This is a genomic window from Pseudonocardia sp. ICBG1142, assembly GCF_020496255.1.
Lineage (GTDB): Bacteria > Actinomycetota > Actinomycetes > Mycobacteriales > Pseudonocardiaceae > Pseudonocardia.
In genome coordinates this window covers 826,902-845,577 of the sequence record NZ_JAHLJC010000030.1, presented here as the reverse complement: position 1 = coordinate 845,577, position 18,676 = coordinate 826,902, and the positions used below count along the sequence as shown (strand labels likewise).

Here is an 18,676-nt window from a genome sequence, read left to right as displayed (position 1 = left end):
TCGACGACGCCCCGTGCCGGACGGCGGCACGACCGTGTCTGCCGGGACACGGACGCGAGGGGTTGCCGCGGTGCTGAGCGAGCGTGAGAACCGTCGGCTGCACGAGATCGAGGTGCAGCTGCGCCGGACCGACCCGCAACTGGTCCGCCGGATCTCCGCGCTGAACACCGCGCTGCACGCCCCGGCCCGGCACGGCGGACGGCTGCTCGCCGGGTTCGCCCGCGACCGGCGCACCGTGCACGGCTCGGGGCCGTTCCCGACGATGCTGCTGGGGATCGCGCTGGTCGTGCTGCTGCTCGGCGCCGTGCTGGTGAGCGTTCCGGTCGTCGTCGCGGGGATCGTCGTGGCCGCCCTCGCGCTGGCCGTCGCGGCCACCACCGGTCCGCAGGCGCGGCCCGGCACCGCCTGACCGGCCATCCGTACACCGGCCCACCCGCACGCCGGCCCACCCGCACGCCGGCCCACTCGTACGCCGGCACGCACCGGGCCCGGGACGCACGGCGCGTCCGGCCCGGCCTCAGCCGTGGGCGAGGTCGGAGAACCGGCTGTAGTGCAGCTGGTGGGCGACGGTGATCGTCGTGGTGGGGCCGTTACGGTGCTTGGCCAGGATCAGGTCGGCCTCACCGGCACGCGGGTCGTCCTGTTCGAACGCGTCGGGACGGTGCAGCAGCACCACCATGTCCGCGTCCTGCTCGATCGAGCCGGACTCACGCAGGTCCGACAGCATCGGCCGCTTGTCGGTGCGCTGCTCGGGACCACGGTTCAGCTGGCTCATCGCCACCACCGGGACCTCGAGCTCCTTGGCCAGCAGCTTGATCTGCCGGGAGAACTCCGAGACCTCCTGCTGACGTGACTCGACCTTGCGGCCGGAGGTCATCAGCTGCAGGTAGTCCAGGATGATCAGCTTCAGGTCGTAGCGCTGCTTCATCCGGCGCGCCTTGGCCCGGATCTCCATGAGCGTCAGGTTCGGCGAGTCGTCGATGTAGAGCGGCGCCTCGGAGATCTCCGACATCCGCCGCGCCATCCGTGTCCAGTCCTCGTCCGACATCCGGCCGGCGCGCATGTCGGCCAGCCGGATCCGGGCCTCCGCCGACAGCAGACGCATGACGATCTCGGACTTGCTCATCTCCAGCGAGAAGAACGCGCTGGTCATGCCGTTCTTGATGGAGCAGGAGCGGGCGAAGTCCAGACCCAGGGTCGACTTGCCCAGACCCGGCCGGGCCGCGACGACGACCATCTGGCCCGGGTGCAGACCGTTGGTGACCTGGTCGAGGTCGGCGAAGCCGGTCGGCACACCCGTGGACTGGCCGCCCCGGGAGGCGATCGCGTCGATCTCGTCCATCGTGGGCTGGAGCAGCTCCTCCAGGACCGTGTAGTCCTCGGTGGTGGTGCGCTCGGTGACCTCGTAGACCGCGGCCTGGGCCCGGTCCACCGCGTCGTCGACGTCGCCGCCGTCGGCGCCGTGGTAGCCGAGCTGCACGATCCGGGTGCCCGCCTCGACCAGCCGTCGCAGGACCGCCTTCTCGCCGACGATCTCGGCGTAGTACGCCGCGTTCGCCGCGGTGGGCACGGTGGCGATGAGGGTGTGCAGGTAGGGCGCGCCGCCGAGGCGGACCAGCTCACCGCGCCGCTGCAGCTCCGCCGAGACGGTCACCGCGTCCGCGGGCTCGCCACGGCTGTAGAGGTCCAGGATCGTCTCGTAGACGGTCTGGTGGGCCGGCCGGTAGAAGTCCTCCGGCTGCAGCACCTCCACGACGTCGGCGATCGCGTCCTTGCTCAGCAGCATGCCGCCGAGCACCGACTGTTCGGCCGTGAGGTCCTGCGGCGGCTGACGGTCGAACGTCGCGCTCTCGCCGGATCCGGACGCCTTCTCGCCGTCACGGACCGCACGGGGCTTGTTGCCGGGACGATCGTCCGTCAGAGCCATACGCAGCGTCACCCCCGGTGGACACAGTACCGAACGCACGTTCGACGCGCGAGTGGTGCGTACCGCTCACTCGCGACCGTCGTCGGCGATCTGCCGGCCGGCGTGGTGCCCGACGGACCGCAGCGGGCGCGACCCGGGGAGCACGGCGCTCGCGTACCGGCACGACCGACAGTAGGTCGGCCGCAGGGCCCGTGGCGAACCGGCCTGGTGATCGAATTGGGGATGAACTGTGCACGGATGCCGCCCGTCCCGGGACCGTGTTGGGGACAACCTGGGGACAGCATCCCGGAACGGGCCGTATCCGCAGGTCAGAGGCATACTCACAGCTGTGGACAACTTTGCTCTGGCGTGTCGTCGCACGCCGCGTACGGGCGTGTCGGAGCGCCCGGCGGGCCGTTCACCGCCCGGCGCGTCCACAGGCCCGCCCGGCGAGTGGATCGTCACCGGGCGGCGTGTCGGCTGCGTGACAAGGCATCCCGGTGCGGGGTCGTTCGATCGGTGTCGATCGTCCACCCGGGACTGCACACCGTGTCCGCGACGCCCGTAAGGCCGGCTCCGGACACACGAAAGGGCGGGGTCCGGAGCACATGGCTCCGAACCCCGCCCTGATCACGCTCGGTGGTCGTACGACCACCGGACCGCTCAGCTCGCGACGACCGCGATCGGCAGCTCGGTGGTGACCTCCGGGTGCAGGCGGACCTGCACCTGGTGCTTGCCCAGGGTCTTGAGGTGACCCGGGACGTCGATGCTGCGCTTGTCCAGCAGCGGACCGCCGGCCGCCTTGACGGCGTCGACGACCTGGGCCGGGGTGATCGAGCCGAACAGGCGGCCCGTGTCGCCGGCCTTGGCCGAGACGGTCACGTTGATGTTGCGCAGCTGCGAGTCGACCTGCTGGGCGTGGCCCAGGTCGCGGATCTCGCGGGACTTCTGGGCCCGGCGGATCTGCTCGATCTGCTTCTCGGCGCCACGGGTGGCGACGACCGCGAGCTTGCGCGGCAGCAGGTAGTTGCGGCCGTAGCCGTCCTTGACCTCGACGATGTCACCCGGGGCACCCAGGTTCGGGACGTCGGCGTTGAGGATGAGCTTCATGTGTCTCCCCTTCCTCAGCGAGCGGTCGAGGTGTACGGCAGCAGGGCCACCTCGCGGGAGTTCTTGACCGCGACGGCGACGTCCCGCTGGTGCTGCCGGCAGTTGCCGGAGACCCGACGGGCACGGATCTTGCCGCGGTCGGAGATGAACTTCCGCAGCAGACCGGTGTCCTTGTAGTCGATCAGCTGGGCCTTGTCCTTGCAGAAAGCGCAGACCTTCTTCTTCGGCTTGCGCACGATGGCCTTGGCCATGGTGGTGCTCCTGGAGATCGTCCTCCGCCCGTCACGGGCGGAGAGGTACGTGGATCAGAAGGGGGGCTCGTCGTCGGACGCGGCGCCACTGCCCGCGGGCGGGGCCGAACCCCAGGGGTCGTCATAGCCGCCGCCGGAGTTGCCTCCGCCGCCGGAACCGCCACCCTGTCGGGCGCCACCGCCGTCGTAGCCACCGCCGCCGCCACCGAAGCCACCGGAGCCTCCGCCCCGGTTGACCTTGTTGACCTTGGCGGTCGCGTAGCGCAGGGACGGGCCGACCTCGTCGACCTCCATCTCCACGACGGTCCGCTTCTCGCCTTCCTTGGTCTCGAACGACCGCTGGCGCAGACGACCCTGGACCACGACGCGCGCGCCGCGGGTCAGGGACTCGGCGACGTTCTCCGCCGCCTGGCGCCAGATGTTGCAGCGCAGGAAGAGCGCCTCGCCGTCCTTCCACTCGCCGGACTGGCGGTCGAAGGTGCGCGGGGTGGACGCCACGGTGAAGTTGGCGACCGCGGCGCCGGACGGGGTGAACCGCAGCTCGGGATCCGCCGTCAGGTTGCCCACGACGGTGATGACGGTCTCGCCGGCCATGACGGCTCCAATCAGCCGGCGGCGGGCGCCGGCGTGGGGGTGACGTCCTTGCGCAGGACCTTGGTGCGCAGCACGGACTCGTTCAGACCCAGCTGGCGGTCCAGCTCGGCGACGGTGGCGGGCTCCGCGGTGATGTCGAGGACCGCGTAGATGGCCTCGCCCTGCTTCTTGATCTCGTAGGCCAGGCGGCGCTTGCCCCAGACCTCGATCTTCTCGACCGATCCGCCGTCGTTCTTCACGACGGTGAGGAACTGCTCCAGGGACGGCTGCACAGTGCGCTCGTCCAGGCCGCCGTCGAGGATGACCATGACCTCGTAATGACGCATGAGAACCACTCACCTCCTATGGACTCGAAACGGTCACGGCCCGGACGGCCGTGACAGGAGGTTCTCAGTGCACCCCGACAGTTTCCGGCGGAATGCACGGGACCTGCGGGGATGCCGGTACAGGCTAGCAACGGCCGGTCCGGCCCCGACCTGCGGGTACGGGGATCGCCGTGGCGGGTCCGGGTCGTGCCCGCGGGGGCGCCGGTCGCCGTACGGGTGCCCGGTCCGCGGCCTCCCGCGGGGGAGCGCCGCGGCGGACCCCACCGGCGGCCGAGGACTGTCGGGGGTCCTCGCTACCGTGCCCGCATGCAGATCGGAGCACACGTCCGCGACGCCGAGGACCCCCTGGCCGCGGCCGCCGAGGTCGGGGCCGAGGTGATCCAGCTCTTCCTGTCCGACCCGCAGGGCTGGAAGAAGCCGCCGCCGCACCCGCGGGCCGCGGAGCTGGCCGCCTCGGACGTCGCGGTGGTGGTGCACGCGCCCTACACCGCGAACGTCGCGTCCACGAACAACCGGATCCGCATCCCCAGCCGCACGATCGTCCAGCACCACCTGGCCGGGGCCGCCGAGGTCGGCGCGTTCGGGCTGGTCGTGCACGGCGGCCACGTCACGAAGGACGACGACCCGGCGGTCGGCGTCGACAACTGGCGTAAGTTCGTCGAACGCCAGGCCGGTGAGCACGGCTTCGACGTGCCCGTCCTGATCGAGAACACCGCGGGCGGGGACAACGCGATGGCCCGCCGGTTCGACGCGCTGGGCCGGCTGTGGGACGCCGTGGGCGAGTTCGGCGTCGGGTTCTGCCTGGACACCTGCCACGCCTTCGCCGGCGGCGAGGAGCTGGCCGGGATCGTCGAGCGGGTCCGGGGGATCACCGGGCGGATCGACCTGATCCACCTGAACAACTCGCGCGACGCGTTCGACTCGGCCCGCGACCGGCACGCCAACATCGACGACGGCACGATCCCGCCGGACGAGCTGGCCGCCGTCGTCGCGGCGGCGGGGGCGCCGGTCGTGGTGGAGACCCCGGCCGAGGGGCAGGCCCGCGACATCGCGTTCCTGCGGGAGCACACCTGAGGCGGGCTCGGGCGGTACCGGCGAGCCGGCCGGCCGGCGTGAGCCCCGGGGCGCCTCAGCGCCAGGCGAAGACCGGCTGCTCCAGGTGCGCGACCCGGGTGGGGCGCCCGTGCAGGACGACCTCGCGGAACTGGTGGAGCACCGCGCCGGTGGGGGCGTGGACGAAGCGGCCGAACAGCGGCACCTGGATCACCGGGGCGTCGGACTCGGGGATCGTGAGGAACCGCGGCTCGTGGTCGATCTCGGCCAGCGGCGGGCGGTACAGCTCGGCCACCTCGTCCGGGTTCGGCGTCGGCTCGCCCGCACCGCCGGCCCACAGCACGACCGGGGTGATGACGTAGCCGGATCGGGTCGGGTAGTCGTCGAGCAGGCCGAGCACGCGGTCCGGACCGAGCTCGAGCCCGATCTCCTCGGACACCTCGCGGCGCCCCGCCTCCTCGGCGGTCTCACCCGGGTCGAGCCGCCCGCCCGGTAGGGCCCACTGCCCGGAGTGCGCCCGCAGCGACCGGGCGCGCCGGGTCAGGACGAACGCGACCTCGTCGGCGAGGCGGCCGTCGCCGGTGGCACCGGGGACCGGCAGCAGCGTCAGGGTGACGGCGGCGGCCCGCTTCCCCGCCCGGTCCGCCTCCGACGCGGCCCGGCGCTCGGCCGGCGGGAGCGTCGTCAGCGCCGCCTCGACACGCTCCCGCAGCCGCTGCTGCACCGGTTCCGGGACCACCACGTCGTCGGCCATGTCCCGATCGTCGCACCCGGCCGGGCACCGCACCGGTCTCCGTCGCCGCCGCACACGTCACACCCCGTGCGGCGCCACCCCGCGCCGTGCCGGGCCCTCGGCGGTCTCGCCGGTCGGTGGCCGCCGCGGCTGCGTCGCTGGTGGTCCGGCACGCGGCCGCGACCGATCGAGGACGTCGCGCACCATGCCGGGCCCGGTGCCGCACGGGGCCCGGTGCCGGACCGCCAGGGCGGCCGCGCAGCCGGCCGGACGGAGCCGCGGGTCAGTCCACGGGACCGCGCCGGGGGCGGGCCGCCCGGGACGGCCACGGCCGGGGTGCGGCCGCGCGAGTGGCCCGGCCGGAGCCGGTGGACCGGGTCGCGCCGTCCGGACCGGTGGCACCGGGTCCGCCGCCGTCCCCGCTCCGGCGCCGCCCGCTCCGTGCGGGCACGGCCCCGGCGGACGCGGCGGCGGGCACTGTGGGCGCTGCGGGCACTGCGGGCACTGCAGCCCGGGAGGGACGTGGGCCGACCGGCCAGACCGGCTCCGGGTCCCGGCCCGGGTCGGTGCCGGGCCGCAGGATCTGCCGGACGACGAGCACGCACAGGGCGACGACCACGGCGTCGCGGACCAGCACCGTCACCAGGAACGGCTCGGGGGGCAGCCCCTTGTTCGCGACGCCGAGGTACTGGTACATCCGCGGCACCCACACCAGCGCGTCGACGGTCATCCACGCCAGCAGCAGCCGCCAGCGCGGCAGGGCGAGCACCGCGAGCGGGACCAGCCACAGCGAGTACTGCGGGCTCCACACCTTGTTCAGGAGCAGGAACGCCGCGACCGTCAGGAAGGCCAGCTCGGCGACCGCGGGCGGCCGCGGAGCGCGCAGCGCCAGAGCGGCGATCGCGACGAACGCCAGCGCCATGAGCACCGCGGTGACGGTGTTGAGCACGGTGGGGGACTGCCCGTCACCGAGCGGGCCGTCGAAGCCGGACCAGCCGGTGAACCAGTACAGCGAGTACCAGACCGAGTCCGGGTCGGCCGGGCGCGTGCGGTTGAGCAGGAAGAACTCGGCCCAGCCGCGGGGCCAGGCCAGCGCGACCGGGAGGTTCACCGCCACCCAGGCGAGGACGGCGGCGCCGATCGTCCAGGCGGCACGCGGGAGACCGCCGTCGTCGCGGCGTCGCCAGCCGACGAGCAGCACCGGCAGCAGGAGCAGCAGCGGGTAGAGCTTCGCCGCGCCGCCGATCCCGAGCAGCACCCCGGCCCAGACCGGCCGGTCCCGGCGCAGCGCGAGCAGCGCGCCGGTCGCGAGCGCGACGGTGAGCGTGTCGAAGTTGGTGAACGCGTGCACCACCACCAGCGGCGACAGCGCGACCAGCGCGGCGTCCCACGGGCGTTCCGGGCGGAGCATCAGCACCGCCCACACGACCACCAGCCAGGCCATGGCCAGCCAGATCGCGGTGACGTCGAAGTAGACGACGACGTCGAGCGCGGTCGGCAGCGGCAGCCGCTCGGCCAGCCACTGCCAGCCGTCGGTCAGCTGCGCGTTGAGGTACTGGAACATCCCGGTGACGACCGGGTACTCCATGTACCGGGCGGTGCGGGAGCCGTCGGCGGCGGTCTCGAACCAGGCGTCGCGGTAGGGCACGGCGTCGTCGGCGAGACCCTCCAGCCCGTAGAGCGGGACGGTGTCGGAGTAGCACATCGCGACGTACTGGCGGTCGTTGCGCCAGTCCAGCGCGAGCGCACCGTCCGGGGTGCGGTACTCCTGCAGGCAGGCCGCCTTGCCCAGCCAGCCCAGCGCCAGCACGACGACGGCGAACAGCAGCACCACCCGCAGCGGCGTCCACCACCGGGACCGTCCGACGAGTGCGTGCCGGCCCATCGGGCCGCCGACGACCCGACTGGCGGCGCGCACCAACGGCTCGGTCCAGGTCGGGATGTCCCGGTCCCGGACGCCCGCCCCCGGCGCCTCGCGGGGGGCGGGCGGTGCGGCTCCGGGCCGGGCGCCTGCGGTCAGTTGTCGCCCCCGCGGCCCGGACGGTCCCGGCCCGCGTCGGAGCCCGGCTGACCATCGCCGTCACCGCTGCCGTCGCCGTTGCCGCCGTCGCCGCTGTTGCCGTCACCCGACGCGTCGCCCGAGCCGTCGCCCGAGGAGTCACCCCGGTCCGCGCGGTCACCCCGGTCGCCGTTGTCGCCGTTGTCACGGCCGTCGCCGGGCTCCTGGGTGGTGGTGGTCTGCTGCTCGTCACCCTGCCCCGAGTCGTTCGAGACGGCCCGCGCCGGGGCCTGACCGATCGGCTCGAAGTCGGAGAACTGCTCCACCGGGGTCCCCCGCAGCACGTCGGTCATGAACGACTGCCAGATCGAGCCGGGCAGCATCCGCCCGTAGACCGGACGTCCCGCGGAGTTCTTGATCGGGGAGTTGTCGTCGGTACCGACCCACACCGCGGTGGACACCGACGGGGTGTAGCCGACGGTCCAGGCGTCGTTGTTCTGACCCTCGACGCTGCTCTGCACGGTGCCGGTCTTCGCGGCGACCGGACGCCCGTCCAGCCCGATCCGCGACGAGCTCGCGACGTCGGTCATGGACTCGGTGACGTTGCGGGCGACCTCGGCCGGCATGACCTGCTGGCCGTTGTCGGTGCTGCCGCGGTCGTAGATGACCCGGCCGTCGCTGGCGGTGACCTTCGCGACCAGGAACGGGTCGCGCCGCATGCCGTCGGCCGCGAACGTGGCGTAGGCCGCGGCCATGTCCTCGGGGTGGACCTCGCGGTCGCCCAGCGAGATGCCGCCGGTGGGGTTCGGCAGCAGGTCGGCGGGGATGCCCGCCTGGTGCGCGGCGTCGGCGACGCGCTGCGGGCCGACGTCGAGGCCCATCCGGTAGAAGACCGTGTTGATCGACTTGGTCATGGCCTCCTTCACCGAGCACTGGCCGCAGCTCACGCCCTCGGAGTTGGTGACCGTGGTGCCGGCGAGCTCCTGGGGGGAGGAGCCGTCGTAGATCGTGCCGAGGCCGACCGGCGGGTTCGCCTGCAGCGCCGCCGCGAGCACGAACGGCTTGAACGACGAGCCGGGCTGCTTGAGCACCGAGGCGTAGTCGAGACCGACGCCGTTCTCCCCGCCGAAGTAGGCGATGACCGCGCCGGTCTTCGGGTTCACCGACACCAGCGAGGACCGCAGGTTGTCGGGCTGGCCCTCCATCACCTTCTGGACGGCCTTCGCCGCGTCCTCCTGGGCCTTCGGGTCGATCGTCGTGGTGACCGTCAGGCCCTGTGTGTTGATCTCGGTCTCGGAGATCCCGAGCTTCTCCAGCTCGGCGCGGGCCGCGTTGTAGATGTGGCCCTTGTCGTCACCGGGGATGCCCCCGCCCTCGGCCGCGGAGGCCTCCCGCCACTGCGGGAACCTCTGCTGCGCCCGGTCGGCCGGGCTCATCCAGCCCTGGGCGACCATGCCGTCGAGCACGAAGTTCCACCGCTGCTGGGACATCTCGAGGTTCTTCGCCGGGTCCCAGCGCGACGGCGACTGGATCAGCCCGGCGATCATCGCGCCCTCGGAGGCGTTCAGGTCCTGGACGTTCTTCCCGAAGTACGCCTGGCTGGCGGCCTGGATGCCGTAGGCGCCGCGACCCAGGTAGATCGCGTTCAGGTAGTTGCCGAGGATCTGCTCCTTGGTCATCTCCTTGGACATCTTCGCGGCCAGCACGACCTCGCGGAACTTGCGGAACAGCGAGTACTGGTCGTTGCCGGTGGTCACCTTGATGTACTGCTGGGTGATCGTCGAGCCGCCGCCGATCCCGCCGGAGAGCTGGTTGATCACTGCCCGCGCGATGCCGGTGATGTCGAAGCCGGGGTTGGAGAAGAACGTGCGGTCCTCGGCGGACAGCACGGCCTGCTGGACCGGCACCGGCACCTGGGACAGGTCGACGCTGGTCCGGTTGACGTTGTCCGGCCGCACGGTGGCCAGCGGGGCGCCGGCGGCGTAGGTGAAGGTCGCGACCTGGGTGACGGCGATGTCGTCGGCGGCGGGGACCGGGAAGACCAGCCAGCCGATCGCGAAGGCGACCAGCGGGCCGATCACCGCGACCGCGGCGAGCCCGATCAGCCAGCGCCGGAGCCGGCGACGACGGCCGGGCTTCTTCTTCCCGTCGCCGTCGCCGCCGTCGCCGGGACCGCGACCGTCGGAACGACCGGGCGGGCCGGGCGGCCGGCCGCCCCCGGCCCCACGACGGGGGGCCGTGGCCGGTGCCGCACCGGACGCCGCCGCACCGGCCGGCGGACGGCCGGTGCGCTGCGGGGCCGCCGTGCGCGGGCCGGCCTGGGCCGGCCGGACGACCGGGTCGAAGTGGCCGACCCCCGAGTCGTCGTGGGTCAGCAGCGGCGGAGGGGGCTGGGGGACCGGGCGCGGCGGCGGTCCCGCGGGCGCGGGACGGCCGCCCACCGGCGGACGGCCGGGGGGCGGCGGGGGCATCGGGGGACGGGCGCCCGCGCCCGGCCGGGGTGGCGGCGGGGGCATCGGGGGGCGGGACCGCGGGGGACCGGGGGGCGGGGGCGGCGGCGGGGTGCGCCGGGGGTCACGCTCGTCGTTCACCGGGCGGCTCCGTGGGATGCGGTGGACCGGATCCGCAGCAACCCGGGCCGGGGGTGCCCGGGGCCGAGGGGATCCGGCGTCGGACCGGCGCGGTGCACGCGGTCCGGGTGGTCGTGCTCGTCGGGCAGGGCGCCATCGGACTCAGCCACCCGCACTCCGCCGGCCACGGCGGGGGCGGCCGGTGCCGAGGACGAACGAGCGGACCAGGTGGTTCCAGCGGCACTCGGTGCACACCTCGACGACGTGTACCGAGAAGTCGGGCACCTGCGCCGCGAGCTGCTCGAGGTCCGCCGCGGAGCGGGCCGAGCCGGAGACGTGACGCAGACTCTCGCCGAACACCCAGGAGACCTGGGCGAGCTCGTCGTGCCGGCAGACCGGACAGGCCCGATCGGCGGGGGCGCCGTGGAAGCGCGCGGCGCGGAGCAGGTAGGCACCCGCATCACACACCTCCTCACGGCCGACCCGACCGGCCCGGACGTCGGCCAGCAGAGCACGGCGCTGCAGGGCGTAGTCCACCACCTGTCGCGGGCTGAGCACCCGTCCATGGTACGCGGGACGGACCCGCGGACCCATCGCCGTCCCGCACGGGGCCCCGCGGGCACGACCGTTCCGTACCTGGTCGGGGGACTCGTCCGGTCCGCGGTCGCCTGTGATCACGATCATCACACGGGCGGATCGATGTATCGGACCGATAGGGTGACCGGTCGGCGGTCCGCACGGAGGAGGTCGCGATGCTGGACTTCGCGGTCCTCGGCCTGCTCCAGGACGGTCCGCTGCACGGGTACGAGCTGCGCAAGCAGCTCGGTCGCCGGCTCGGCGGCTTCCGCGCGTTCTCCTACGGCTCGTTGTACCCGGCCCTGCGCCGGCTGCTCCGGGCCGGGTCGATCGCGGAGACCACCGACGAGGCGGGTGATCAGTACGGACGCACTCCGGGACGGCTGCGACGGGGCAGGCGGGTCTACCGCATCACCCCGGCGGGCCGGGACCGGTTCGCTGCCATGCTCGCCGAGGCCGGCCCCCAGGCCTGGGAGGACGGAAGCTTCGACGTGCACCTGGCGTTCTTCGCGCGGACACCGGCGGAGACCAGGATCCGGATCCTGGAGGGCCGCAGACGGGCCGTCGAGGAACGCCGGGACGGCCTGCGCACCGCGCTCGGCAGACCCTGCGAGGGCGTCGACCGCTACACCCGCGAGCTGCACCGGCTCGGGCTGGAGTGCTCCGAGCGCGAGGTGTGCTGGCTGAACGAGCTGATCGCGACCGAACGGGCCGAGCAGGATGCCACGGACGGCCGTGACGAGAGGACCTTCCCCGGCGGCGGGCCATCCCGGCCCGCGACCGGCGGGGTACGACAGGACGAGACAACAGGAGGAGCCTGACATGAGCCAGGTTCGGGTGGCGGTCGTCGGCGTGGGCAACTGCGCGGCATCGCTGGTCCAGGGGGTTCACTACTACGCGGACGCCGATCCGTCGACCCAGGTCCCCGGCCTGATGCACGTCGACTTCGGCGGGTACCACGTCCGGGACGTGACCTTCGTGGCCGCGTTCGACGTCGACGCGAAGAAGGTCGGTCAGGATCTCGCCGACGCGATCTCGGCCAGTGAGAACAACACGGTCAAGATCGCGGACGTGCCGCCGCTCGGGGTGACCGTGCAGCGCGGGCCGACCCTCGACGGTCTCGGCCGCTTCTACCGGGAGACCATCACCGAGGCCGACGGCGAGCCCGTCGACGTCGCGGCGGTGCTGCGCGACACCGAGGCCGACGTGCTGGTGTCCTACCTGCCGGTGGGCAGCGAGGACGCCGACCGGTTCTACGCACAGGCCGCGCTGGACGCGGGTGTCGCCTTCGTCAACGCGCTGCCGGTGTTCATCGCCTCGGACCCGGAGTGGGCGGAGAAGTTCCGCGCGGCCGGCGTCCCGATCGTCGGCGACGACATCAAGTCCCAGGTCGGCGCGACCATCACCCACCGGGTGCTGGCGAAGCTGTTCGAGGACCGCGGCGTGCAGCTGGACCGCACGATGCAGCTCAACGTGGGCGGGAACATGGACTTCCTGAACATGAAGGAGCTCGAGCGGCTGGAGTCCAAGAAGGTCTCCAAGACCCAGGCCGTCACCTCGCAGGTGGACCGGGACATGGGCAAGGGCAACGTGCACATCGGCCCGTCGGACTACGTGTCCTGGCTGGACGACCGCAAGTGGGCCTACGTCCGGCTCGAGGGCCGCGCGTTCGGTGACGTCCCGCTGAACCTGGAGTACAAGCTCGAGGTCTGGGACTCCCCGAACTCCGCGGGCATCATCATCGACGCCGTGCGGGCGGCCAAGATCGCCAAGGACCGCGGCATCGGCGGACCGATCCTGTCGGCGTCGAGCTACTTCATGAAGTCGCCGCCGGAGCAGTACCGCGACTCCGAGGCGCGCGACAAGGTCGAGGCGTTCATCCGGGGCGAGATCGACAACTGATCGGTTTCTCGGTACAACGGCCCGGGGACGACCGCGCAGGTCATCCCCGGGCCGTTCCCGTACCGGAGACGTTCCGGAATCTGAAATTACCGATCCGGAATGTTCTCGTTATTCGTCGTGATCGCAGTCATGCAATGAATGTGTTCTGCGTCATTTAATCGAGCGATATCTGTTCGTAATGTGCGGTCCGGCCTTGCGCGACCACCGCCCATCCGGGGTGAGGGGTGCAGGGTCACCGCCGGGCGACGACGCGGGCGGGTCGTGAGCGCTGTCCGGTCTCCCCACCGGAACTCCCCCTTCGTACCGGCGTCCACGGGTCCCGCCCCGACCGCTCCTCCGGTGGTGCAACATCCCGAGGACCCCACCGTGCCCCAGCGTCATTCCGCTCCGGCGCTCCGCGTCGCCGTCGTGGCCACCACTGCCGCCGCGGCCGCAGTTCTGTCCGTGCTCCCCGCCGCCACCGCGGCCCCCACGGGCACCACCGCTTCCGCGGCACCCACCGCGGAGACCGTGACCCGTGCCGTCGCCCCGGCCGCGAACGTGCTGCCGACGCGCGGCGCGAACCCGGCCGCGCTCTCGGTCTCCTCCGCGGCGCAGGCCGCGGCCCCGGCCGCGCAGGCCGCCGCCGCACGCAGCGGCGCGATGTCGACCGCGCTGGCCCAGCTCGGCAAGCCCTACCGCTGGGGCGCCACCGGCCCGAGCGCGTTCGACTGCTCCGGCCTGGTCCGCTACGCCTTCGCCAAGGCGGGCAAGGACCTGCCCCGCACGAGCCGTGCCCAGGCCCAGGTGGGCACCCCGGTGTCGAAGTCGAACCTCAAGCCCGGTGACCTGGTCTTCTTCTACAGCCCGGTCAGCCACGTCGGCATCTACATCGGCGGCGGCCAGATCGTGCACGCCTCCACGAGCGGTCAGCCGGTGAAGATCTCCGACGTCGACCGGATGCCGTTCAACTCGGCCCGCCGGGTCTGAGAGAAGCGTGCGGAACGCAGCTCAGCTCTGAACGCAGCTCAGCTCTGAGCGCACCCGCTCCCCGGTACGACCGGCCCCGTCCGCGCGCAGGACGGGGCCGGTCGTCGTAGGTTCACCGGGTGACCGCTCCCCGCCGCCCGCTCGCCCTGATCACCGGTGCCTCCCAGGGCATCGGCGCCGCCACCGCCCGGCTGCTCGCGCCGCGCTACGACCTGGTCCTCGGCGGCCGGGACGAGAAGCGGCTGGAGGCCCTCGCCGATGAGCTGACCGAGGCGGGCCCGGTCGCGGTCCGCACCATGGCCGTCGAGCTCACCGACGACGACGCGCTGGCCACCGCCCTCGACGGCATCGACCGGCTCGACGCGCTGGTCCACTCGGCCGGGATCGGGGAGCTGGGCACCGTCGAGGAGACCACCGCGCAGACCTGGCGCCACCAGTTCGACGTCAACGTCGTCGCGGTCGCCGAGACGACCCGGCTGCTGCTGCCCGCGCTGCGCGCGGCCGGGACGGACACCGGGTCCGACGTCGTGCTCGTCAACTCCGGCGCCGGGCTCACCGCCCGCCCGGGCTGGGGTTCCTACGCGGCCAGCAAGTTCGCGCTGCGCGCCTTCGGCGAGGCGCTGCGCGCCGAGGAGTCCGGCAACGGCATCCGGGTCACCTCCGTGCACCCGGGCCGGGTGGACACCGCGATGCAGGAGCGGGTCGTGGCCCAGGAGGCGGCCGCAGCCGGGACGGCGGACGGCGGGTACGACGGCTCGAAGTTCCTGCGCCCGGAGTCGGTCGGCGCCGCGATCCTTGCCGCGCTGACCGCGACCCGCGACGCCCACCTCACCGAGATCATGGTGCGCCCGCAGGGCTGAGGGCGGACTGCGCGCGCAGCTCGTCGAGCGCCGCCAGCAACGGTGGCGCGGCAGCGGCGGCGTCCCGGACCACCGCGAGGATCGTCCGCACCGGCGTGGGGCGCACGACCGGCACCGCGCAGGTCCCGGCCGGCAGGTCGACGGCCCCGAGCCGGGGGAGCACGGTGACTCCGATGCCGGCGGCGACGAAGGCCAGCGCCGTGCGGTAGTCGTGAGCCTCGACGTGGAACGGCGGGCGGAACCCGGCGGCGGCGCAGGCCTCGACCAGGTTGCGCCGGCACCACCCGCGGGCGAAGTCGTTGTCCACCCATCGCTGCCCGGCCAGGTCTGCCAGGTCGACCTGCTCCGCCCCGGCCAGCGGGTGATCGTCGGGCAGCACCACGACGTAGGGGTCGTCGAGCAGGTGGTGCACCGAGAACCCGGGCCAGGCCTCGTAATCCGGTCGCTCGACGGCGATCTGCAGGTCCGAGCGGTCGGCCGGGTCGTCGGGCAGCCACTCGCGCAGGGCCAGGTCGAGTCGGACGCCCGGGAAGCCACCGGTCAGCCTGCGCACGACCCGCGGCATCCAGGCGGACCCGACGGAGGCGAAGTAGGCGAGCGACAGCGACCCGGTGCGCCCGGTGCGCAGGTCCTCGACGAGCACCTGGGCCTCCCCGAGCCGGGCCAGCACCGCGTCGGCCTGTTCGGCCAGCAGCAGCCCTGCCGCGGTCGGCCGCAGCCCGCGGCCCACCCGCTCGAACAGCACCAGACCGGTCTCCCGGGCGAGCGCGGTGACGTGCTGGCTCACCGCCGACGGCGTGTACCCCAGGTTGGCGGCGGCGGACTGCACCGACCCACCGGCCACGACCGACCGGAAGATCATCAGACGATGGGTGTCGAGCACCGCCCGACCGTACAGCAGAACTGAATCCAGGAACAGAACATGTCGCTGGTGCTGAACCGTGGGGCGGTCCGACGATGTCCTCATGACCACCGTGCACCTGGGGCTGCTCGCCCTCACCACGCCCGCCGTCCTCGCCGCGCTGTACCGGTCGTTCCGGGACCGACCGCGACGGCTGCCCGTCCGCACCGGCTACGACACCCGCCGGCCCACCCTGTGAGCCCCGCGACCCGGTCCCGCCTGCTGCCGCTCGCCGCCGCGGCCACCACCGTCGTGCTGTGGGCGTCGGCGTTCGTGGCCATCCGCGCCGTCGGTCACGACCTGTCCCCGGGTGCGCTGGCCCTGGGGCGGATGCTGCTCGGGGCCCTGACCCTGACCGCGATCCTGAGCGTCGTCCGCGCCCGGAGACGCACCTCCGGCCCACCACTGCCCCGCGGACGCCTGCTGGCCGCGGTGGCGATCTGGGGTGCGGCCTGGTTCGGCGTCTACAACCTCGCGCTGAACGCGGCCGAGCGGCACCTCGACGCCGGCACCACCGCGCTGCTGGTGAACGTGGCGCCGGTGGTCGTCGCCGTCCTGGCCGGGCTGCTGCTCGGGGAGGGCTTCCCCGCGCGGCTGCTGGCCGGGATGGGCGTCGCGTTCGCCGGGGTGGTGCTGATCGCGGCCGCCTCCTCCGCCGGGGGCGTCGACCTGTCCGGGGTGCTGCTGGGGCTGCTCGCCGCGCTGGTCTACGCGGGTGCGGCCGTCGCGCAGAAGCGGCTGCTGCCTCGGGTGGACGCCCTGACGATGACCTGGACCGGCGCGGTCGCCGGGGCCGTCGCACTGCTGCCGTTCCTGCCGTCGCTGGTCGCCGAGCTCGCCACCGCACCGGCGACGGCCGTCGCCGGCGTCGTCTACCTGGGGGTGTTCCCGACCGGCGTCGCGTTCCTGACCTGGGGGTACGCCCTGACCCGCACCACAGCGAGCAAGCTGGCCGCGACCACGTACGCGATCCCGCCGCTGGTGGTCGGACTGTCCTGGGCGCTGCTCGGGGAGGTGCCCGCACCGGCCGCGCTCGCCGGCGGCCTGCTCTGCCTGGTCGGCGTCGCCGTCGCCACCCGTCCGGCCGGGTCCCGGGGTCGGGGATCCTCCGAACGACCGACCCCGGTGACCGGCTCGGTCACTACGCTCGACGGGCATGGGGGAGTCCAGGGACGACGAGCGGTCCGTGCTGCGGGTGTCGGACGCCGAACGGAATGAGGTCGCGGAACGGCTGACGCTGGCGCACGACGAAGGCCGGCTGTCCCTGACCGAGTACGACGAGCGGTTGCAGCAGGCCTACGCGGCGACCGTCCGCGCGGATCTCGACCGGCTGGTCGCCGACCTGCCCGCGGTGGAGCGCACGGCCCTGCCGTCGGTGCGTGCCGAGACGGCGGAGGTGGAGAAGGCCGAGGCAAGGCGTGAGCACCTCACCGAGTGGCGGTCGTGGGCCGGCACCGCGGTCATCCTGACCGGCATCTGGGTGGTGACCGCGGTCTCCGCGGCCTCCGACGGGGAGGGGCTCCCGTTCTTCTGGCCGATGGTGCCGATGGGGATCTGGGCCGCGGTCCTCGTCGCACAGTTCTTCTTCGGCTCCGATGACGAGGACGACGACGAGGACGAGGACGACAAGGACTGACGACGAGGACCGACGCGAGGATCGAGGCCCTGCGACGGCTGCCACGCGCCCCGGACCGGGCATAGAGTCGCCCCGTGCTCGACCCCGCCCGCCTCGATCTGTCCGCGCTCGCGGACGCGCTCGAGGACCGCACGCCGGAGGTCACCTGGTACCTCGACCCGGCCGACGCCGAGGTGCACGGCGTGTCCGGCGGCACCCGGCCCGATCCGGACTGGGTGGAGATCCGGCCGGTGACCAGCCGGGAGTCCTATCGGGACATGTCCGACTTCACCGCGGGCGTGCAGCACCGCCGGGCCGCGGCGTTGCTGGACCGCGCGATCGACGGCCGGGGCGCGTTCCGCCGGTTCAAGAACACGCTGTTCGAGTTCCCCGAGGTCCGTGACCAGTGGTACCGCTTCCGCGACGCCCGTGCCCGGCGCCGGGCGGCGGACTGGCTGGTCGCGGCCGGCCTGATCGGTGCCGAGGACGGCGAGCGGATCAAGGCCCGCTACCCCGATCCGGACCCGTCCAACGACGACGTGCCCGCCGCCGTCGACGACGACCTGGCCCTGCTCTACGGACCCCGACTGCGCCAGGTGCTGCTGTTCGGGTCCTGGGCCAGCGGGGAGGGCTCGGTCGAGTCCGCGATCGACCTGCTCGTGGTGCTCGACGACGACGGGGTCCCGATCCTGCCCTGGGAGGAGGTCCGCGCGATGGACGACGTGCTGTGGCAGCACACCCGGCGGACCGGGCTGACGATCAGCGTGCTGCCGGTCGGGCAGGGCGAGCTCGTCCGCGCCGCCGACCCGACGGTCGTGCGGGCCCGCGCCGAGGCGGTGCGGGTCCGGTGACCCGGCGGGTGCACGGCGGGCTCGCCCGGGCCCGGGTCGAGCTGGGCGGGGCCCGGGTGCTGGCGGAGAACGGCTTCGGCGACGCCGCGGTCTCCCGCGCGTTCCGCGCCGCCGAGACCGCGCTGCTGGTGCTGGGGGAGACCCGCGCCGAGCACTCCGAGGTGGTCAGCGCGTTCGTGCGCCGGGTCGTGCGGGAACGGTCGCTGGACCCGCGCGCCGGTCGGCTGCTGCGGTCGCTCTACAACCGGCGGGCGCTGGCCGACCACTCCGACGCGACCGCCCCCGCCGCCGAGGCGCGCGCCGCTCTCGACGACGCCGCGTTCGTCCTCGACGCCGTGGAGGCCTGGCTCGCCGAGCCCGCCCTGTCCACGCCCCCGGCACCGGAGAACGGGGCGACCCGGCGGCCGGAGAAGCCGGTCCGGCGCGGGTCCCGGGCCTGACCGGCCGCGGCGGCGGTGAC

22 protein-coding genes are annotated in these 18,676 nt (G+C 73.4%); 11 read left to right on the top strand and 11 right to left on the bottom strand.

The window, feature by feature from the left end; translation table 11 throughout:
* Window positions 1–70: 70 nt before the first annotated feature.
* On the top strand, window positions 71–409 hold the full coding sequence (locus tag KPL59_RS18185) for a DUF3040 domain-containing protein (RefSeq protein ID WP_075309325.1): 339 nt from the start codon (window positions 71–73) through the stop codon (window positions 407–409).
* A gap of 108 nt (window positions 410–517) precedes the next feature.
* On the opposite strand, the gene dnaB is transcribed toward KPL59_RS18185, so the two are convergent.
* The 5 genes from dnaB to rpsF form a co-directional block, all read right to left on the bottom strand.
* Window positions 518–1,927: a replicative DNA helicase gene (dnaB, locus tag KPL59_RS18180; RefSeq protein ID WP_020623473.1), complete on the bottom strand. Its 1,410-nt coding sequence runs from the start codon at window positions 1,925–1,927 to the stop codon at window positions 518–520.
* 642 nt (window positions 1,928–2,569) lie between these two features.
* Window positions 2,570–3,016, bottom strand: a complete 447-nt coding sequence (gene rplI, locus KPL59_RS18175; protein ID WP_226361476.1) for a 50S ribosomal protein L9 — start codon at window positions 3,014–3,016, stop codon at window positions 2,570–2,572.
* Window positions 3,017–3,030: 14 nt separating this feature from the next.
* Window positions 3,031–3,267, bottom strand: a complete 237-nt coding sequence (gene rpsR / locus KPL59_RS18170) for a 30S ribosomal protein S18 (RefSeq protein ID WP_020623471.1) — start codon at window positions 3,265–3,267, stop codon at window positions 3,031–3,033.
* A 54-nt stretch (window positions 3,268–3,321) separates the two neighbouring features.
* Complete coding sequence (locus tag KPL59_RS18165) at window positions 3,322–3,861, bottom strand: single-stranded DNA-binding protein (RefSeq protein ID WP_020623470.1); 540 nt, start codon at window positions 3,859–3,861, stop codon at window positions 3,322–3,324.
* A gap of 11 nt (window positions 3,862–3,872) precedes the next feature.
* The gene (rpsF, locus tag KPL59_RS18160) at window positions 3,873–4,187 is read right to left on the bottom strand and encodes a 30S ribosomal protein S6 (RefSeq protein ID WP_226361475.1); all 315 of its coding nucleotides are present in this window, start codon (window positions 4,185–4,187) and stop codon (window positions 3,873–3,875) included.
* 306 nt (window positions 4,188–4,493) lie between these two features.
* On the opposite strand from rpsF, the gene KPL59_RS18155 reads away from it, so the two are divergent.
* Complete coding sequence (locus KPL59_RS18155) at window positions 4,494–5,261, top strand: deoxyribonuclease IV (protein ID WP_149662710.1); 768 nt, start codon at window positions 4,494–4,496, stop codon at window positions 5,259–5,261.
* A 55-nt stretch (window positions 5,262–5,316) separates the two neighbouring features.
* On the opposite strand, the gene KPL59_RS18150 is transcribed toward KPL59_RS18155, so the two are convergent.
* The 5 genes from KPL59_RS18150 to KPL59_RS18130 form a co-directional block, all read right to left on the bottom strand.
* Window positions 5,317–5,994 carry a CoA pyrophosphatase gene (locus KPL59_RS18150; RefSeq protein ID WP_043277752.1) on the bottom strand — a complete coding sequence of 226 codons (678 nt, stop codon included), beginning with the start codon at window positions 5,992–5,994 and terminating at the stop codon, window positions 5,317–5,319.
* Between the two features lie 262 nt (window positions 5,995–6,256).
* A complete protein-coding gene (locus KPL59_RS18145) occupies window positions 6,257–7,891 on the bottom strand; it encodes a glycosyltransferase family 87 protein (RefSeq protein WP_374111636.1) in 1,635 nt (544 codons plus the stop codon).
* Between the two features lie 98 nt (window positions 7,892–7,989).
* On the bottom strand, window positions 7,990–10,443 hold the full coding sequence (locus tag KPL59_RS18140; protein WP_226361474.1) for a transglycosylase domain-containing protein: 2,454 nt from the start codon (window positions 10,441–10,443) through the stop codon (window positions 7,990–7,992).
* A gap of 116 nt (window positions 10,444–10,559) precedes the next feature.
* Window positions 10,560–10,712, bottom strand: coding sequence for a hypothetical protein (locus tag KPL59_RS18135; RefSeq protein ID WP_158071549.1), 153 nt, complete (start codon window positions 10,710–10,712; stop codon window positions 10,560–10,562).
* Window positions 10,705–11,100, bottom strand: a complete 396-nt coding sequence (locus tag KPL59_RS18130; protein ID WP_075312604.1) for a DUF5318 family protein — start codon at window positions 11,098–11,100, stop codon at window positions 10,705–10,707. The genes KPL59_RS18135 and KPL59_RS18130 overlap by 8 nt, the downstream gene beginning before the upstream one ends.
* A gap of 194 nt (window positions 11,101–11,294) precedes the next feature.
* Between KPL59_RS18130 and KPL59_RS18125 the strand changes: the two genes are divergently transcribed.
* From KPL59_RS18125 to KPL59_RS18110, 4 genes are all read left to right on the top strand, one after another.
* Window positions 11,295–11,939, top strand: a complete 645-nt coding sequence (locus tag KPL59_RS18125; protein ID WP_060714214.1) for a PadR family transcriptional regulator — start codon at window positions 11,295–11,297, stop codon at window positions 11,937–11,939.
* Between the two features lies 1 nt (window position 11,940).
* Window positions 11,941–13,020: an inositol-3-phosphate synthase gene (locus KPL59_RS18120; RefSeq protein ID WP_043276188.1), complete on the top strand. Its 1,080-nt coding sequence runs from the start codon at window positions 11,941–11,943 to the stop codon at window positions 13,018–13,020.
* Between the two features lie 366 nt (window positions 13,021–13,386).
* Window positions 13,387–13,989, top strand: coding sequence for a C40 family peptidase (locus tag KPL59_RS37005; RefSeq protein WP_308187908.1), 603 nt, complete (start codon window positions 13,387–13,389; stop codon window positions 13,987–13,989).
* A 119-nt stretch (window positions 13,990–14,108) separates the two neighbouring features.
* Complete coding sequence (locus KPL59_RS18110) at window positions 14,109–14,849, top strand: SDR family oxidoreductase (protein ID WP_226350949.1); 741 nt, start codon at window positions 14,109–14,111, stop codon at window positions 14,847–14,849.
* Here the strand turns inward: KPL59_RS18110 and KPL59_RS18105 are convergent.
* Entirely contained in the window at window positions 14,827–15,732 is a 906-nt protein-coding gene (locus KPL59_RS18105; protein ID WP_043276195.1) for a LysR family transcriptional regulator, read from the bottom strand. The genes KPL59_RS18110 and KPL59_RS18105 overlap by 23 nt on opposite strands.
* 82 nt (window positions 15,733–15,814) lie before the next feature.
* Here KPL59_RS18105 and KPL59_RS35820 point away from each other — a divergent pair, with 82 nt between their 5' ends.
* The 5 genes from KPL59_RS35820 to KPL59_RS18085 all read left to right on the top strand — a co-directional run bounded on the left by KPL59_RS35820 (window position 15,815) and on the right by KPL59_RS18085 (window position 18,656).
* Complete coding sequence (locus KPL59_RS35820; protein ID WP_020621925.1) at window positions 15,815–15,949, top strand: hypothetical protein; 135 nt, start codon at window positions 15,815–15,817, stop codon at window positions 15,947–15,949.
* Window positions 15,946–16,968, top strand: a complete 1,023-nt coding sequence (locus KPL59_RS18100) for a DMT family transporter (RefSeq protein WP_226350948.1) — start codon at window positions 15,946–15,948, stop codon at window positions 16,966–16,968. Before KPL59_RS35820 ends, KPL59_RS18100 begins: the two co-directional genes overlap by 4 nt.
* Entirely contained in the window at window positions 16,907–17,386 is a 480-nt protein-coding gene (locus tag KPL59_RS18095; protein WP_226350947.1) for a DUF1707 domain-containing protein, read from the top strand. Before KPL59_RS18100 ends, KPL59_RS18095 begins: the two co-directional genes overlap by 62 nt.
* Before the next feature lie 74 nt (window positions 17,387–17,460).
* Entirely contained in the window at window positions 17,461–18,216 is a 756-nt protein-coding gene (locus KPL59_RS18090; protein WP_226361473.1) for a UPF0158 family protein, read from the top strand.
* Window positions 18,213–18,656, top strand: a complete 444-nt coding sequence (locus KPL59_RS18085) for a HEPN domain-containing protein (RefSeq protein ID WP_226361472.1) — start codon at window positions 18,213–18,215, stop codon at window positions 18,654–18,656. The genes KPL59_RS18090 and KPL59_RS18085 overlap by 4 nt, the downstream gene beginning before the upstream one ends.
* The last annotated feature ends 20 nt before the right edge of the window (window positions 18,657–18,676 follow it).

Excerpts from the sequence above, each read along its gene's own strand:
- KPL59_RS18150 (WP_043277752.1), bottom strand. The coding sequence starts at position 5,994 with ATGGCCGACGACGTGGTGGTCCCGGAACCGGTGCAGCAGCGGCTGCGG.
- rpsF (WP_226361475.1), bottom strand. The coding sequence starts at position 4,187 with ATGCGTCATTACGAGGTCATGGTCATCCTCGACGGCGGCCTGGACGAG.
- rplI (WP_226361476.1), bottom strand. The coding sequence starts at position 3,016 with ATGAAGCTCATCCTCAACGCCGACGTCCCGAACCTGGGTGCCCCGGGT.
- KPL59_RS18125 (WP_060714214.1), top strand. The coding sequence starts at position 11,295 with ATGCTGGACTTCGCGGTCCTCGGCCTGCTCCAGGACGGTCCGCTGCAC.
- KPL59_RS18120 (WP_043276188.1), top strand. The coding sequence starts at position 11,941 with ATGAGCCAGGTTCGGGTGGCGGTCGTCGGCGTGGGCAACTGCGCGGCA.
- KPL59_RS18165 (WP_020623470.1), bottom strand. The coding sequence starts at position 3,861 with ATGGCCGGCGAGACCGTCATCACCGTCGTGGGCAACCTGACGGCGGAT.
- dnaB (WP_020623473.1), bottom strand. The coding sequence starts at position 1,927 with ATGGCTCTGACGGACGATCGTCCCGGCAACAAGCCCCGTGCGGTCCGT.
- KPL59_RS18095 (WP_226350947.1), top strand. The coding sequence starts at position 16,907 with ATGGGGGAGTCCAGGGACGACGAGCGGTCCGTGCTGCGGGTGTCGGAC.
- KPL59_RS18140 (WP_226361474.1), bottom strand. The coding sequence starts at position 10,443 with ATGCCCCCGCCGCCCCCCGGCCGTCCGCCGGTGGGCGGCCGTCCCGCG.
- rpsR (WP_020623471.1), bottom strand. The coding sequence starts at position 3,267 with ATGGCCAAGGCCATCGTGCGCAAGCCGAAGAAGAAGGTCTGCGCTTTC.
- KPL59_RS35820 (WP_020621925.1), top strand. The coding sequence starts at position 15,815 with ATGACCACCGTGCACCTGGGGCTGCTCGCCCTCACCACGCCCGCCGTC.
- KPL59_RS18155 (WP_149662710.1), top strand. The coding sequence starts at position 4,494 with ATGCAGATCGGAGCACACGTCCGCGACGCCGAGGACCCCCTGGCCGCG.